Here is a 15,638-nt window from a genome sequence, read left to right on the forward strand (position 1 = left end):
GCATATTGCCGCTGCCGCTGTCCGGTCGCCGCTGTCCGGTCGCCGGCGACCGGTCGCCGGCGACCGGGCGGCGGCGTACCTGGCGATGACCGCGGCCGCACTGCACCCGGGCATCTCGGTCGGGTACGCGGTGGCCGAACCCGCGCCGGTGCTCGCCAGCGCGCCGGCGCGGACGGCCGTACCCTGGCCGATCGTGGGAGACATCCTGGGGACGGTGACCGCGGCGGTCGGCGTCTTCGCCGGTACCAACGTCGACGACGTCATCGTGTTGACCGTGCTGTTCCTGTCTTCCAGGGCCGGCGGGTCGCCGCGGCCGTGGCAGATCTGGGCCGGTCAGTACGCGGGGGTCGGCGGGCTCGTCGCGGTGTCGGCCGTCGCCGCGCTCGGGCTGGCCGCCGTGCCGGACGCCTGGATCCGCCTGCTCGGGCTCGTCCCCTTGGGCCTGGGTGTACGCGGCCTGGTCCGGGCGGTCCGCGACCGGGGTGCCGACGAGCCGGCCGGGGCGGGCGCGGCACCCGCCCCGGCCGGGGCGACCGGCCTGTGGTCGGTGGCCGGTGTGACCATGGCGAACGGTGCGGACAACCTGTCGGTGTACCCGACGGTGTTCCGCGCCGTCGGCGCGGGCGGGAGCGCGATCACGATTGCCGTGTTCGCGCTCCTCATCGCGGTGTGGTGCCTGGCCGGCTCCTGGTTGGGGTCGCACCGCGGTGTCGTCGCGATGGTGGGTCGGTACGGTCACTGGCTGGTCCCTGCGGTGTTCATCGTGATCGGCGTGGCGATCCTGCTCGGAGTCGGGTGACGGGGCTGGTCGACCGGAACCGGATGGCGGCTGATTCATCTGGGGTGGTGACGACTCCGCCGCCGGTTAATCTGAGGTGGTGACGACTTCGCCGCCGCCGCCGGGTGCCGTGCCGTCGAGCGCTGAGCGGCGGCGGGATTTCGACCTTGTCGTCTTCGGCGCCACCGGGTACACCGGAGGGCTGACGGCGGAGTATCTTGCCGCCCACGCCCCGGCCGGCATGCGGTGGGCGCTCGCGGGGCGCGACCCCGGGAAACTGGCGGCGGTACGCGACCGGCTCGGCGTCGACGTCGCCACGCTCGTGGCCGACGTGACCGACGCGGGGTCGCTGCGCGGGCTGGCGGAGTCGACGCGGGTGGTCGCCACCACGGTGGGCCCCTACATCCGGTACGGGGAGCCGCTCGTCGCGGCCTGTGCCGCGGCCGGTACGGACTATGTGGACCTGACCGGCGAGCCTGAGTTCGTCGACCTCATGTACCTGCGCCACCACGCCACCGCCGTGCGGACCGGGGCCCGGCTCGTACACGCCTGCGGCTTCGACTCCGTCCCGCACGACCTCGGGGCGCTGTTCACCGTCGAGCAACTGCCGCCCGGCCGCCCGATCAGGCTGCGGGGCTACGTCACCGCGGGCGGTGTCCTGTCCGGCGGTACGGTCGAGTCCGCGGTGACCGCCTTCGCGCGGTTCCGCCGGGCTGCCGCGGTACACCGGGCGGCCGAGGAGTCCCGAGCCGCTGAGGAGTCCAGGGCGGCTGAGGAGTTCCGAGCCGCCGAGGAGTCCCGGGCGGCTGAGGAGTCCAGGGCGGCTGAGGGGCACCGGGATCGGCGCCGGGATCGGCGCCGGGTCCGGGCCGTCGCCGGTCGTCCCGGCCACGCCCGGGACGTCGACGCCTGGGTACTTCCGTTGCCGACCATCGACCCGCAGGTCGTGACCCGCTCCGCGCGGACGCTCGACCGCTACGGCCCCGACTTCTCCTACAGCCACTTCATGGCGGTACGCAGCCCGCTGACCGTGGCGGGCGTCGGTGCCGCCGTCGCCGGGGCGTTCGCGCTCGCCCAGGTGCCGGCCACCCGTGCGGTGCTGCTCCGGCTACGTCCGGCCGGCACCGGCCCGACGGCGGCGCAGCGGGCGAAGGGGTGGTTCCGGGTACGGTTCGTCGGCGACAGCGGCGACCGGCGGGTCGTCACCGAGGTCCGTGGGGGAGACCCGGGGTACGGCGAGACCGCGAAGATGCTGGCCGAGTCGGCGCTCTGCCTCGCGTACGATCCGCTGCCACCCACGGCCGGGCAGGTGACGACGGCCGTGGCGATGGGCGATGCGCTCCGGGCACGCCTGGAACGGGCCGGCATCTCCTTCCGGGTCATCAACTAATCCCGGGGCCGGCGTCACGGAACACCTGGTGAGCCGGGGGTCGACCGGCGGGTGGGGCGCAGCCCGGTGAGTGGGGTTCAACCCGGGCACCCTCAACCTTCACCCACACCTCATCGATAGGGGTAGTTCCATGCGTAGGTGGTTGACTACGGTCCTCGCATGCGGACGCGAACGTTCCTCACCATTTCCGGGGTGGCCGCCACGCTCGTGGCGGTCACCCTTGTGGCCACCACACCGGTGGGCGCAGCCGCCGGTACCGCCCGTGTGGCGGACGACCCGCGCCAGTCGCACACGACCACGGTCGGCGTGCACAACGCCTACCAGAAGACGACGTTCCCGTACTTCGCCGACGCGCTCGACTCCGGCGCGGGCCTGGTCGAACTGGATGTGTGGACCGATTCGTGGACCCGCGGTTGGCGGGTCAACCACGAACTGATCGGCCAGAGCAACAACTGCACGTACGGCGGTCTGCGCACCGGCAGCCGCGACGGTGGCCTCACCGAGTGCCTGGCCAACCTGCGACTCTGGCACGACGCGCACCCGGGACACCGGCCGGTCATCGTCAAGGTCGAGTTCAAGAACGGCTTCGACAGCCGGGTGGGTCTGGGGCCGGCCGACTTCGACCGGCTGGTCGCGGCGCGGCTCGGTGACGCGGTCTACCGCCCGGCCGACCTGTTGGGCGGCTATCGGACCCTCGACGAGGCGGCTCTCGCCGACAACTGGGCGACCAGGTCGCGGTTGGCCGGCCGGTTCCTGTTCGAGATCATTCCCGGTACCTTCGAGCGCGGTAACCCGTTCGACCATCTGTGGACCGACACGGAGTACGCGTCGTACCTGCGGGATCTCGCGGCGGCGGGCCGGATCGGGGCGGCACAGGCGTTTCCGGCGGTGCTGGACGCGGCCGCCGGGGACCCACGCACCCGTTACCCGGACGAGTCGATCCGCCCGTGGTTCGTGTTCTTCGACGGCTCGGCCTCGGCCTACGTGGGTGGTGGCATCGACCCGGCCTGGTACGACAACCGGCACTACCACCTGGTGATGACCGACGCGGCCGGCGTGGCGCCGCCGATCGACGCGACCCGCCCGAGCGAGGCCGAGGCGGCCGCCCGGGTGGCCCAGTTGGCGAAGGCGCACGCGAGTACGGTCACCGCCGACTGGTCCGCCCTGCCGCAGGTGCTGGCCACGGTGGCGCCACGCGGCTAGATACGGCCGTTCGAACGGTCCCCGGGGGTCAGGACCAGCCCGGTCCTGGCGCCCGGGGCTGTCCCGGTCCTGGCGCCCGGGGCTATCCCGGTCCTGGGCGTCGGGCTATCCCGGCCCTGGAGTGTCCCCAGGGATCAGGCCGGCCGGGCGCCCCGGGTCCAACGTGGTCTGGGATACCGGCGTGGTCTGGGATACCGGCGTGGTCTGGGATACCGGCGTGGTCTGGGATACCGGCGTGGTCTGGTATGCCGGCGTGGTCTGGGGAACGGGGACCAACCCGGTGTCGATGGTGTTCCCGGGCATGCCGTTACTCCGCGGACCTGCCGGTGTGGAGCGTCCGACGATCGCTGCCTGTTGCTCGGTCTACTCGCGGTGGTGGTAGTGGTTGCGGCGGGGGTGGCGGGTGGGGTCGAGGTAGGCGGGTGGCAGGAACTCGGGCCGTCCGTCGGTGGGGTTGATCCGGACCTGCCAGTCGCTGTGGTGGACCAGTCGATGGTGGTGGCCGCACAACAGGACGGCGTTGTGCAGGCTGGTGGTGCCGCCGTCGGCCCAGTGAGTGAGGTGGTGGCCGTCGCACCAGCGGGGTGGCCGGTCGCAGCCGGGGAAGGCGCAGCCCTTGTCGCGCAGGATGAGCGCGCGGCGCAGCGGGCCGGTGAACAGCCGGCGTTCCCGGCCGAGGTCGAGGATCTGGCCGGGGCCGTTGAGGACGGCGGGCAGGATGCCGGCGTCGCAGGCGAGGCGGCGGGCCGCGGCGGGGCTGAGCGGGCTGCCGTCGTCGAGGGTGGCGGCGGCGACGCCGTCGCGTAGGGCGGTGTAGCCGATGGTGACCACCACCTGGGGGCGGTCGCCGCCGTTGTCGGGGAGTGCGGTGCAGGCGGTCGCGAGCCGGCAGACCTCGACCAGCGCGTCGGCGCGCCGCTGCCCCGGCGTGCGCCGCCCACCGTCACCACCATGTCGGCGGCCGGGGCCGGGACCGTCACGGCCGGTGTCGTCCGGGTCACCGAGACCGGCGACGCTGTCGCGGTCGGTGCTGTCGCGGTCGGTGCCGGGCTGGTCGGTGCGGTGGCGGTCGGTGCGGTGGCGGTCGGTGCGGTGGCGGTCGGCGCGGGGCGCGCACAGCGGATCCAGTGCCGCCCGCACGATCGCCGCGGCCTCGCGGTCCAGCCAGCCGGTCAGCCGGACCCGACCCTCGCCGGGCACGTCGACCAGCCGCACCTCCCGTCCCCGGTAGGCGCGCTCCTCGGCCCGTTGCAACGCCGCCAGGGCCTGCGCGTCGGCGGCGTCCGGGGCGACCACCTCGAATACCCGCCGCCCCAACATGCCCAACTCCCGCGGCCCGAACGTGGCGGCCTCGCTGACCAGGTGTTTCTCCGCCGCCGCGCGGTGCTCGGCCGGCAGCCCGGCCACCGCCGCCGCGATCACCTGCGCCTGCTCGACGTTGACCTCCCCCGCGGCCAGGGCCTCGGCGGCGGCCGGCACCTCACCGTCCAGCGCCGCAGCCAGCCTGACCTGCCGGTTGGCCGCGGCCGGCGACGTCCGGTACCGGCCGGCCAGCCACGCCCCGGTGCCGGACGCCCCCTGCGCGGCGGCCACCCCGCGGGCGTCGACCTCCCGCACCAGCGCCAACTGCACCGCCGCCAACCGCGCTGCCAGCGCCTGCGCTCGGTCCAACGCCGCCACCACCGCGGCGTCCGGCCAGGCCCACATCGACGCCGACCGGCACTCCCGCACCGCCCGGTCCAGCAACGCCAACGCCTCCACCACGCCCCGGACGCTACCGTCCACCCCCGACAACTTTCGAACAGGCGTTCGATGTCGTTTACCGTTGACGCGCAAGTTCGGCCATGAAGACCCAAACTTCGTAAAACAGTCTTCGGTACAGGCGCGCAACCGCGCTACGCCGACGACGCCCGGACAGCGGCAGGAGAGTGGGTGCAGTGCGTCGCCTGGCTGCGGCAGGATAACCGCTTCAGGAGTGGCTTGATCTCGAGAAGGATGACCGTGTGGTGACCGACATCCTTGAACTCCAGCGGGCCTTCGACGACGCCGAGCTGCGTGCCGACACGGATCTTCTGAGTGATCTGCTGGCTGACGACTTCCTCTCCATCGGCGAGCGGGGCTTTCAGCTTGACAAACAGCAGTGGCTTGAAAGGCATCGCGACTTCCACTACCTCTCCATCGAGACGGCCGAGGTGGACGTGCGGCGCTATGACCGAACGGCGATCGTGCGGTGCGTGCAGCACAGTCGTGCGTCTTGGCATGGCGATCTGATGACGCTGGCCGTCCGGCTGAGCCAGGTGTGGATCGAACAGCCGGACGGATGGCGGCTGGCGGGAATCCAGTTCAGTACCCTCGACTCAGGCTGATTGGGGCGATCTCACCGAGGCGTTGTGCGTGCTCCGCGACGTGGTCAATCCGGGTGGGCGGTTACTGTTCGGCGCGGAGTTCTGGGAGCGCCCCCGCCCGCTGCGGATCGAAACCTCCACCAGGAGTGAATGGGAGGAGTTCGAGTCCGCCGACGGCGGCCGACGTGGAGGAGTGGCTGCTCTCCCACGCCGACCATCCCGAGGCCGATGCGGTACGGGCCAAGCTGGACAAGCACCGCAGCATCTGGCTGCGTGGGCGCCGCGACGTCATGGGCTTCGCGTATCTGACGCTCGGACCTGTTCCCTGAGTCGGGCACCGGCCGGGCCGGACCGCCGGCGCTGATCAGTCGGTCGCGGTGCCCTCGAGGCAGCGGCGAGGTACGTCGACCAGCATCGTGGTGATCTGCTCCTCGGTGACGCCGTGCTCGCGCAGGTACGGCAGCACGTCCGCTTCGATGTGCAGGTAGTTCCACTGGGGTAGGAAGGCCATCACGTTCGGGTCGATCCAGTCGATGTAGCAGGACGCGTCCTGGGACAGCACCATCCGGTCGGCGAAGCCGCGCCGGCACATCTCCACGACTATGTCGGCGCGCGCCTCGAACGTCGTGTCCAGGTTGAGGCCGAACCGGTCCATCCCAAGGACGAACCCGGCCTCGGCGAGCTCGGTCAGGTGGTCGACGTCGGTCGTGTCACCGCTGTGCCCGAGTACGACCCGGCGCGGGTCCACCCCCTCGGAGTCGCACAACACCCGCTTGACCTCCAGTCCGGTACGGCTGCCGGGGTGGGTGTGCACGGTGATCGGCGTACCGGTCGCCAGGTGCGCCTTCGCCACCGCCCGCATCACCCGCTCCACCCCGGCCGTCAGGCCCTGGTGTTCGATGGCGCACTTGAGCATGCCGGCCTTCACGCCGGTACCGGCGATGCCGTCGACGATGTCGCCGACGAACATGTCCACCATGGGGTCCGGCAGGCCGAACGCCTCGCCGAGCCCCGGCCCACGGTGGTGGAAGAAGAATGGCACGTCGTCGTAGGTGTAGCAGCCGGTCGCCACGACGATGTTGAGTTCGGGAACCTGGTCGGCGATGCGCTGGATCCGGGGGATGTACCGGCCGAGCCCGACGACGGTCGGGTCGACGATGGTGCGTACCCCCTGCGCGGCGAGTTCACCGAGCCTGTGCGCCGCGTCCCGGACCCGGGTCTCCTCGTCGCCCCACTCACCGGGGTAGTTCTGCTGGACGTCGGCGGAGAGGACGAAGACATGTTCGTGCATGTACGTACGTCCCAGGTCAGCGCTGTCGATCTCGCCGCGCACGGTGTGGACCGGTGGCACTCGGTTCTCCTTCGAGGGCAGGGATTTTCCGGAAGGACGGGGTCGCAACGGCGGTCAGCCGCGCAGTTCCTTCTTGAGGATCTTGCCGGTGGGTCCCTTCGGGAGTTCACCGACGATGCGGACCTCGCGCGGGTACTTGTAGGCGGCGAGGCGCTCCTTCGCGTACGCGATGACGTCCTCGGCGGTCAGCGCCGCGCCGGGCTTCGCCGCGACCACGGCCATGACCTCCTCGCCGAGCTTCTCGTCCGGCCTGCCGATGACCGCGGCCTCGGCGACCGCCGGGTGCTCGTAGAGCACCTCCTCGACCTCGCGCGGGTACACGTTGAAGCCACCGCGGATGATGAGGTCCTTCTTGCGGTCGACGATGAACAGGTACCCGTCATCGTCGCGGTAGGCGAGGTCGCCGGTGTGGAACCAGCCTCCCCGGAACGCCTCGGCGGTGGCCTCGGGCTTCTTGTAGTAGCCCTTCATGATGTTGTGTCCGCGGATCACTATCTCGCCGACGTGCTCGGGACCCGGCGGCAGTTCGCGGTCGTGGTCGTCGACGACCCGTACCTCCACGCCCCAGATCGGCTTGCCGATCGACAGGACCTTGCGCTGTTCGGCATTGATGTTGAAGGTGGTGGTGCTCGCGCTCTCCGACAGCCCGTACCCTTCGAGGATCACGCAGCCGGGGAACTTCTGCTCGAACGCGCGGATCACCTCGCCGGGGATGGCCGCGCCGCCGGAGACGCCCACCCGTAGCGACGACAGGTCACGGCCGGTGATGTCGACGCTGTTCAGCGCGAAGTACATGGTGGGTACGCCGGAGAAGATGGTGCACCGGTACGTCTCGATCGCGTCGAGGACAGCCTCCGCCTCGAACCGGGGCACCAGCACCATCGTGCCGGCGAAGCGGACGGTGGTGTTGAGCACGCTGGACAGGCCGAACACGTGGAACAGCGGCAGGACGGCCACGCCGATGTCGTCGTCGCGGAAGCCGAACAGCTCGCCGGCGACCGTACAGTTCATGAACAGTTGGAAATGGGTGAGTTCGGCGCCCTTCGGCTTGCCGGTCGTGCCGCTGGTGTACAGCAGCACCGCGGTGTCGTCCGGGCTGAGCGGGACGATGTCGCGGGTGTCGGCGTCGGCGGGCAGTCCGGCACCGTACAGCTCGTCGTAGTGCCGGGTGCCGTCCGGCCGGGCGGCGCTGCCGGGCAGCGTCACCACGTACGTCGGGACCGGCGCGTCGAGCTGCGCGACACCCTTGCCGGCCTCCGCGGCGAACAGTTCGAACGTCACCAGCAGCCGCGAGTCGCTGTCGGCGAGGTGGTAGGCGACCTCCGGTGCCTTGAGGAGCGGGTTGAGCGGGACCATGACCAGGCCGGCCTTGAGGATGCCGAAGTAGGTGAACAGGAACTGCGGCACGTTGGGTAGCTGTACCGCCACCTTGTCGCCGCGCTCCAGCCCCAGCGCCAGCAGGCTGGCGGCGACCCGGCCGCTGATCTCGTCGACCTGGCGGTAGCTGAAGGTCACGCCGTTCGCGTGGCAGAGGGGCTTGTCGGGGTGCGCGGTCGCCGACTCCCGAAGCATCGTGGCCAGATTGAAGCTCATACCTACGACTCCCGAGGTGACGTGGTAGGGGTCACAGGAACATACCGGCCGGTCGGTACGGTGTGAAGACGCGCGCGCGACAAAAGGGCCGACGGGTGACCGGCGCGTCGCCGGGTCGTGAAGGCTGTCGAGGCGGGCGCATCGGCGCATACGAGGGCGCGCTTCATACCACTTTCGGCCTCTGTCGACTATAGGGCAGTCGGTTGGTATCTATACCCTAAAGTCCGAATCGCTATCGGCGTTGTCGCCTCGTTACGTCCACCGTCACCCCAGCCGAACGGCGGCCCCAGCCGCCGAAGGGTTCGGCCGGGCCATCCGAGGGGTCGGTAGGAGATACCACGAAGTGAAGGCCTTTGTCAGCGACCATTCAGGCAGCGGCGCCACGATCGTCACGCTCGCGGGGCACCTCGCCATCGACACCGCGGCGCAGATGCATGCCGTCTTCGACCGGTTGCGCGCGCGGTCCGTCGCCCGGATCGTGGTCGATCTCGGCAAGCTGACCTTCGGGGACTCCACCGGCCTGTCCGCCCTCAAGCTCGCCCACAGCTACTGCGTCGACAAGGGCGGGTACCTGAGGCTGGCCTCGCTCACCCAGACGCAGCGGCAGTTGCTCGCCGCGGTCGGCCTCGCGCAGGTCCTGCCCGCGTACCGCGACGTCGCGACGGCGTGCGCCGGTGACCTGGACGGCCTCGTCCCGGCGCCTCGCCGCGAGAGTTGGTACGCCGAGTCTCCGCGCGCCGGGTCTCTGAGCGCCGGATCTCCGAGTGCCGGGTCTCCGCAGTCGTGGCGGCGCGTCCGGTCTCCGGTCGGCCAGCCCGTCGCGGCGGCGCCCCGCCCTGCGGCGCTACGCCTGGCGAACCGGCGCTGTGCCGGGGACCTACCCGGTGTGTCCACGATGGTCTGATCCGACGTCCAGGGTGGAGTCTGAGTCCACCGTGGACCGGTGAGGTGACCGCGTGGCTGTCGGCGTGGTGGTGCGGTGGTCATGCGGACGCGGAACCCGGACGTGGTGGCGCTGGCCGTGGGCGAGGACGGCCTCGACCTGCTCGGTCAGTTCGGCGGCGGAGACGGGTCTGCGCAGCAGGCGGGCGACCGGCGGCAGATCGTTCCGGTCGATCTCTGCCCAGCCGTCGGTCAACACGATGACCGGAAGGTCCGCGACGGCAGGGTCGGCCTTGACCGCGCTGGCCAGCTCCAAGCCGCTCATGCCGGCCGGCATGGCGACGTCGGTGACGAGGAGATCCGGCTGTCCGGCCCGTACCTCCGCGAGGGCGGAGTCGGCGTCCGGGCAGGGCGTGACGCGGTACCCGGACCGCGCGAGGGTATCGGAGTAGGTCACGAGCAGCTCCGGGTCGCTTCCGGTTATCACCACACAAGCCATGAATTCTCCTGGGTCGATGGGCTGGTCCGGGGATGCTATCGGAGGATCAGCCTCCGGCGCCGTTCCCACGCGGTCGGGCGGGCGGTGGGATGGCCACGCGCCGGGTAGGTCGAACGGCCATCGGACGCCGCCGTTGGTCGTACGCCATGGCTACTTTTGTCCGTTTCTAGGCTGAGCCAGCATCCCTCCACCGGCCCGCCGTGTTGGGTGTGCAGCGATCGCGCCGAGGAGGGGACGGTTGTGAAGAACACGGTGGTGGACGACACGGTGGTGGACGACACGGTGGTGGACGACGCGGTGGTGGACGACGCGGTGGTGGACGACGCGGTGGTGGACGACGCGGTGGTGGACGACGCGGTGGTGGACGACGCGGTGGTGGACGACGCGGTGATGGACGAAGCGGCGGATGACGTGGCCATGGATGACGTGGCCATGGATGACGTGGTCGCCGGGGGCGGGGCGAACGTGCGGCCCGCCGCTACCGGATACCTTCCGATCGAGCAGGTGCTCGGCGGCCTGAAGATCGAGGCGCTCAGCGGCGGCGAGGTACCGATGGAGGCATTCACGCTGATCAAGGTGTGCCGGCCGGACGGGTCGCTCGGCTGGGCGTGGCGGGCGACGAAGGCGCCCAACCGGGAGGAGCTGCTCGGCGCGTTGCTGGTCCAGACCGACCTGCTGCGTAGCGAGCTGCTCAGCGACTGGGTCGAGTAGGAACGGATGCGGGCGGCACCGGCGCCGCCCGCATCCGTCGTACCCGTTTCAGCCGGCCGGCTTCGGATGTGCCGGGTTCGGTTGTGCCGGGTTCGGTTGTGCCGGCTTCGGCGGAGCGGCAACCCACGGCCGCCGTCAGCAGAGCAGCTCCACGCCGGACGGGGGCGCGCCGTGGTGCCTGGTCTCCCGCAGGTGGGTCAGCAGCGTCTCGCGCAGCGCCTCGGCGGCGTGGGGCAGCGGTACCTCCCGGCGGTGCGCGAGCGCGATCGTGCGCGGGATGCCCGGTGGCGCGAGGGGTGTGGCGCGCAGCGCGGGCCGGCCGGCCAGGACGATGCCGGGTACCACCGCGGCGCCCAGTCCCGCCTCGACGAGGCTGAGGACGGCGTCCATCTCGCCGCCCTCGACGGTGAACGACGGCACGAAGCCGGCGCGGCGGCACGCCTCGACGGTGGTGTCGCGCAGGTCGTAGCCGGCCCGGAACATCACCAGCGGCTGGTCGCGCAGGTCGGTGATGCGCAGGTGGCCGTCCGGCGTCGGCGGCGGGTCGGTCGAGGCGACCACCAGGCTCTCGCGTACCAGTGGCTCGGTGCGCAGCCCGGCGTCGCTGCCGTCGGTGGGCAGCACGATCAACGCGAGGTCCAGCTCGCCCTGGCGGAGGTTCGCGACCAGGTCCTGCGAGCCGCCCTCCTCGATGTACAGGTCGATCTGCGGGTAGGTGGCGTGGAACCGGCGCAGCAGCCCCGGCACGAGGGACACGCACAGGCTCGGCGTCGCGCCCAGCCGGACCCGGCCGCGTCGCAGGCCCACCAGGTTCTGGACCTCCCGGCGGGCGGCGTCGACGTCGGCGAGGATCCGGATCGCCAGCGGCAGGAGGGTCTCCCCGGCGGGCGTCAGGGCGACGTTGCCCCGGCCGCGCTCGAAGAGTGGGGCTCCGAGGTCGGCCTCGAGAGTGTGAATCTGCTTACTCAACGAGGGCTGGGTGACGCCCACCTTTTCGGCCGCTTGGGTGAAATGTCTGGTTTCTGCCACTGCGACGAAGTACCGAAGCTGCTGTAGCTGCACCCTGATAGCTTACGGCTATTGACTCGGTATGCCTCATGCATTGGACGAATCGAAGGTGCAGCTCATACCGTCGCGTTTATGGCGATCGCGACAGCGCCACGGGTGAAAGCACCGCTGCGTACCACCGTCGGACAGAAGGTCCTGATGGCGGTGACCGGCATCTTGCTGGTGCTGTTCCTCGTCGCGCACATGTTGGGCAACTTGAAGGTGTTCGTCGGTGGAACGGCGTTCGACCACTACGCGCACTGGCTCCGCGACATCGGCAGCCCGTTGCTGCCGCACAGCGGATACCTGTGGATCCAGCGCGTCGTCCTGACCTTCGCGGTCGTCGGGCACATGTGGGCCGCCACCTCGCTCGCGCTGCGCGCGCGGGCCGCCCGGCCGGTCAAGTACGCCCACCGCGGCAAGGTCCAGGGCAGCTACGCGGCGCGGACGATGCGCTGGGGCGGGGTGATCATCCTGCTCTTCGTGATCTACCACATCCTCGACCTGACCACCGGGCACCTCAACCCGGTCGCGGACAGGCAGCACCCGTACGCGAACGTCGTCGCCGACTTCGCGCCGAGCCACTGGTACGTCACGCTGTTCTACACGCTGGCGATCCTCGCGATCGGCTTCCACCTGCGCCACGGCATCTACAGCGCGCTGCGCACCCTGGGACAGCAGACCGCGCGGGGCGAGCGGCGCAACCGCGCCATCGCGCTCGGCGTCGCGGTGGTGCTCTGCGCCGGCTACCTGTCCGTGCCCTTCGCCGTACTCACGGGATTGGTGAGCTGAATTGATGCTGTACTCCGAGGGCGAGCCGATCCGGGACACCAAGGCGCCGGACGGCCCCATCGAGACCCGCTGGGAGCGGCGCCGCTTCTCCGCCAAGCTGGTCAACCCCGCCAACAAGCGGAAGATGACGGTCATCGTGGTCGGTACCGGCCTCGGTGGCGCGTCCGCCGGCGCGACCCTGGCCGAGCTGGGCTACAAGGTCAAGTCCTACTGCTTCCAGGACAGCCCGCGGCGGGCGCACTCGATCGCCGCGCAGGGCGGTATCAACGCCGCGAAGAACTACCGCAACGACGGCGACTCGGTCCACCGGCTGTTCTACGACACCGTCAAGGGCGGTGACTTCCGGGCCCGCGAGTCGAACGTGCACCGCCTCGCCGAGGTCTCGGTCAACATCATCGACCAGTGCGTGGCGCAGGGCGTACCGTTCGCGCGCGAGTACGGCGGCCTGCTCGACACCCGCTCGTTCGGTGGTACGCAGGTGTCGCGCACGTTCTACGCCCGGGGCCAGACAGGCCAGCAGTTGCTGCTCGGCGCGTACCAGGCGCTGGAGCGGCAGATCGCGGCCGGCAACGTCGAGATGCACGCCCGGCACGAGATGCTGGAGCTGATCATCGCAGACGGCCGGGCCCGCGGCATCGTGGTCCGTGACCTGATCACCGGTGAGATCACATCCGACTTCGCCGACGCCGTGGTGCTCGCCTCCGGCGGGTACGGCAACGTCTTCTTCCTGTCCACCAACGCCAAGGGCTCCAACGTCACGGCGACTTGGCGGGCGCACCGCAAGGGCGCGCTGTTCGCGAACCCCTGCTACACCCAGATCCACCCGACCTGCATCCCGCAGTCCGGCGAGCACCAGTCGAAGCTCACCCTGATGAGCGAGTCGCTGCGCAACGACGGCCGGGTGTGGGTACCGAAGAAGGCCGGCGACCACCGCGCCCCGGGGGACATCCCGGAGAGCGAGCGGGACTACTACCTCGAGCGCATCTACCCGTCGTTCGGCAACCTGGTCCCGCGGGACATCGCCTCCCGCGCCGCGAAGAACGTCTGCGACGAGGGCCGCGGCGTCGGCCCCGGTGGCCTGGGCGTGTACCTGGACTTCGCCGACGCGATCAAGCGGCTGGGCCGCCCGGCCGTCGAGGCGAAGTACGGCAACCTCTTCGAGATGTACGAGCGGATCACGGGTGAGAACCCGTACGAGGTCCCGATGCGGATCTACCCCGCCGTGCACTACACGATGGGCGGGCTGTGGGTCGACTACGACCTGCAGTCGACGATCCCGGGCCTGTTCGTGATCGGTGAGGCGAACTTCTCCGACCACGGGGCGAACCGCCTCGGCGCCTCCGCGCTGATGCAGGGCCTCGCCGACGGGTACTTCGTGCTCCCCAACACGATCGGCGACTACCTGGCCGCCGGCCCGTTCCCGAAGGTCGACGAGTCCCACCCGGCGGCGGCCGAGGCCCGCGCGCAGGTGGAGGAGCGGGTCAACCGGCTGCTGTCGATCAACGGCGACCGGACCGTCGACTCGTTCCACCGCGAGCTCGGCCGCATCATGTGGGAGTACTGCGGCATGGAGCGCACCGAGGCCGGCCTGACCAAGGCGATCGAGCTGATTCGTGGCCTGCGTGACGAGTTCTGGCAGCGGGTCAAGGTGCCCGGTGACGGCGAGGGTCTCAACCAGTCGCTCGAGCGGGCCGGCCGGGTGGCCGACTTCTTCGAGCTGGCCGAGCTGATGTGCATCGACGCGCTGCACCGCGAGGAGTCCTGCGGCGGCCACTTCCGGGCCGAGAGCCAGACCCCCGACGGCGAGGCCCAGCGCGACGACGAGCGGTTCAGCTACGTCGCCGCCTGGGAGTACACCGCCGCCGGCGAACCGCCGGTGCTGCACAAGGAAGACCTGATCTTCGAGTACGTCCACCCCACCCAGCGGAGCTACAAGTGAACCTGACCCTGCGCGTTTGGCGCCAGAAGGGCCCGCAGGACAAGGGCCGGATGGTGACCTACCAGGTGACCGACGTGTCCCCGGACATGTCCTTCCTGGAGATGCTCGACATGCTCAACGAGCGGCTGACCCTCGAGGGCGAGGAGCCGGTCGCGTTCGACCACGACTGCCGCGAGGGTATCTGCGGCATGTGCAGCATGGTCATCAACGGTACGGCCCACGGGCCGCAGAAGTTGACGACCACGTGCCAGCTGCACATGCGTCACTTCTCCGACGGCGACGTCATCGACATCGAGCCGTGGCGGGCGAAGGCCTTCCCGGTCGTCAAGGACCTCGTCGTCAACCGCGGCGCCTTCGACAAGATCATCCAGGCCGGCGGGTTCATCTCGGCGCCGACCGGTAGCGCGCCGGAGGCGCACTCGACGCCGGTGCCCAAGGCCGACGCCGACGAGGCGTTCGACGCGGCGACCTGCATCGCCTGCGGTGCCTGCGTGGCGGCGTGCCCGAACGGCTCGGGCATGCTGTTCACCGCCGCCAAGATCACCCATCTCGGCCTGGTGCCGCAGGGCCAGCCCGAGCGCAACGAGCGCGTCCTGAGCATGCTCGCCGCGCACGACGAGGCCGGTTTCGGTGGCTGCACCAACGCCGGCGAGTGCACCCAGGTGTGCCCGAAGGGCATCCCGCTGACCACCATCGGCCGGCTCAACCGCGACTTCATCAAGGCGTCGGGCGAGCGCCGGTAGGTCGGTCGCTCCACCAGGATGTCGCTCCACCAGGATGTCGCTCCACCAGGATTCGGTAAGCCAGGAGGGCGCCCCTGTTACCCGGGCAGCGGGTGACGGGGGCGCCCTCCTGGCGTCCGGTTACCGGCTCAGCGGGCCCGGCCGGCGCGATGAACCTCGTGCATCCGCTGGTCCATGAGGTTCATCGCGCTGATCAGCTCGCCGACATCCGGCCCCGGCTCGACGGGCTCGAGCGGCGGCTCGTGGCCGGGGGACAGCACCATTCCGGGGGACAGCACCATTCCGGGGGACAGCACCATTCCGGGGGACAGCACCATTCCGGGGGGCAGCACCATTCCGGCGGTGACCGCCGGCTGAGGGGCGGG

16 protein-coding genes are annotated in these 15,638 nt (G+C 70.7%); 10 read left to right on the forward strand and 6 right to left on the reverse strand.

Going from position 1 to position 15,638, the window contains the following annotated elements; all coding sequences use genetic code 11:
- The first annotated feature begins 85 nt into the window (after positions 1-85).
- From ACNTMW_RS19160 to ACNTMW_RS19170, 3 genes are all read left to right on the forward strand, one after another.
- On the forward strand, positions 86-799 hold the full coding sequence (locus ACNTMW_RS19160) for a cadmium resistance transporter (protein WP_426635043.1): 714 nt from the start codon (positions 86-88) through the stop codon (positions 797-799).
- 79 nt (positions 800-878) lie between these two features.
- Positions 879-2,168, forward strand: a complete 1,290-nt coding sequence (locus ACNTMW_RS19165) for a saccharopine dehydrogenase family protein (RefSeq protein ID WP_426635044.1) — start codon at positions 879-881, stop codon at positions 2,166-2,168.
- 159 nt (positions 2,169-2,327) lie between these two features.
- Positions 2,328-3,371, forward strand: coding sequence for a phosphatidylinositol-specific phospholipase C domain-containing protein (locus ACNTMW_RS19170; protein ID WP_426635045.1), 1,044 nt, complete (start codon positions 2,328-2,330; stop codon positions 3,369-3,371).
- Between the two features lie 363 nt (positions 3,372-3,734).
- On the opposite strand, the gene ACNTMW_RS19175 is transcribed toward ACNTMW_RS19170, so the two are convergent.
- On the reverse strand, positions 3,735-5,156 hold the full coding sequence (locus ACNTMW_RS19175; protein WP_426635046.1) for an HNH endonuclease signature motif containing protein: 1,422 nt from the start codon (positions 5,154-5,156) through the stop codon (positions 3,735-3,737).
- 218 nt (positions 5,157-5,374) lie between these two features.
- Between ACNTMW_RS19175 and ACNTMW_RS19180 the strand changes: the two genes are divergently transcribed.
- Together ACNTMW_RS19180 and ACNTMW_RS19185 are read left to right on the forward strand one after the other, a co-directional pair.
- A complete protein-coding gene (locus tag ACNTMW_RS19180) occupies positions 5,375-5,737 on the forward strand; it encodes a DUF4440 domain-containing protein (protein WP_426635047.1) in 363 nt (120 codons plus the stop codon).
- Between the two features lie 164 nt (positions 5,738-5,901).
- Positions 5,902-6,045, forward strand: coding sequence for a hypothetical protein (locus ACNTMW_RS19185; RefSeq protein ID WP_426635048.1), 144 nt, complete (start codon positions 5,902-5,904; stop codon positions 6,043-6,045).
- A gap of 35 nt (positions 6,046-6,080) precedes the next feature.
- On the opposite strand, the gene ACNTMW_RS19190 is transcribed toward ACNTMW_RS19185, so the two are convergent.
- On the reverse strand, positions 6,081-7,067 hold the full coding sequence (locus ACNTMW_RS19190) for a phosphotriesterase family protein (protein ID WP_426635049.1): 987 nt from the start codon (positions 7,065-7,067) through the stop codon (positions 6,081-6,083).
- A gap of 54 nt (positions 7,068-7,121) precedes the next feature.
- On the reverse strand, positions 7,122-8,660 hold the full coding sequence (locus tag ACNTMW_RS19195; RefSeq protein WP_426635050.1) for a long-chain-fatty-acid--CoA ligase: 1,539 nt from the start codon (positions 8,658-8,660) through the stop codon (positions 7,122-7,124).
- Positions 8,661-9,003: 343 nt separating this feature from the next.
- Here ACNTMW_RS19195 and ACNTMW_RS19200 point away from each other — a divergent pair, with 343 nt between their 5' ends.
- Positions 9,004-9,564, forward strand: a complete 561-nt coding sequence (locus ACNTMW_RS19200; protein ID WP_426635051.1) for an STAS domain-containing protein — start codon at positions 9,004-9,006, stop codon at positions 9,562-9,564.
- On the opposite strand, the gene ACNTMW_RS19205 is transcribed toward ACNTMW_RS19200, so the two are convergent.
- On the reverse strand, positions 9,538-10,041 hold the full coding sequence (locus tag ACNTMW_RS19205) for a response regulator (protein ID WP_426635052.1): 504 nt from the start codon (positions 10,039-10,041) through the stop codon (positions 9,538-9,540). The two genes, ACNTMW_RS19200 and ACNTMW_RS19205, sit on opposite strands and share 27 nt — an antisense overlap.
- Before the next feature lie 240 nt (positions 10,042-10,281).
- Here ACNTMW_RS19205 and ACNTMW_RS19210 point away from each other — a divergent pair, with 240 nt between their 5' ends.
- Complete coding sequence (locus tag ACNTMW_RS19210; protein ID WP_426635053.1) at positions 10,282-10,752, forward strand: hypothetical protein; 471 nt, start codon at positions 10,282-10,284, stop codon at positions 10,750-10,752.
- 135 nt (positions 10,753-10,887) lie between these two features.
- Here ACNTMW_RS19210 and ACNTMW_RS19215 read toward each other — a convergent pair whose 3' ends face one another.
- A complete protein-coding gene (locus ACNTMW_RS19215) occupies positions 10,888-11,820 on the reverse strand; it encodes a LysR family transcriptional regulator (RefSeq protein WP_426635186.1) in 933 nt (310 codons plus the stop codon).
- 72 nt (positions 11,821-11,892) lie between these two features.
- Between ACNTMW_RS19215 and ACNTMW_RS19220 the strand changes: the two genes are divergently transcribed.
- From ACNTMW_RS19220 to ACNTMW_RS19230, 3 genes are read left to right on the forward strand one after another with little or no spacing between them, the layout of a single operon-like run.
- Positions 11,893-12,591 carry a succinate dehydrogenase cytochrome b subunit gene (locus tag ACNTMW_RS19220; RefSeq protein WP_426635054.1) on the forward strand — a complete coding sequence of 233 codons (699 nt, stop codon included), beginning with the start codon at positions 11,893-11,895 and terminating at the stop codon, positions 12,589-12,591.
- A 1-nt stretch (position 12,592) separates the two neighbouring features.
- On the forward strand, positions 12,593-14,530 hold the full coding sequence (locus ACNTMW_RS19225; protein ID WP_426635055.1) for a fumarate reductase/succinate dehydrogenase flavoprotein subunit: 1,938 nt from the start codon (positions 12,593-12,595) through the stop codon (positions 14,528-14,530).
- A complete protein-coding gene (locus ACNTMW_RS19230) occupies positions 14,527-15,273 on the forward strand; it encodes a succinate dehydrogenase/fumarate reductase iron-sulfur subunit (RefSeq protein ID WP_426635056.1) in 747 nt (248 codons plus the stop codon). Before ACNTMW_RS19225 ends, ACNTMW_RS19230 begins: the two co-directional genes overlap by 4 nt.
- Before the next feature lie 128 nt (positions 15,274-15,401).
- Here ACNTMW_RS19230 and ACNTMW_RS19235 read toward each other — a convergent pair whose 3' ends face one another.
- A complete protein-coding gene (locus ACNTMW_RS19235; protein ID WP_426635057.1) occupies positions 15,402-15,608 on the reverse strand; it encodes a hypothetical protein in 207 nt (68 codons plus the stop codon).
- Positions 15,609-15,638: the final 30 nt, after the last annotated feature.

Origin of the sequence: Planosporangium spinosum (genome assembly GCF_049999945.1) — a bacterium.
Taxonomy (GTDB): Bacteria; Actinomycetota; Actinomycetes; order Mycobacteriales; family Micromonosporaceae; genus Planosporangium; species Planosporangium spinosum.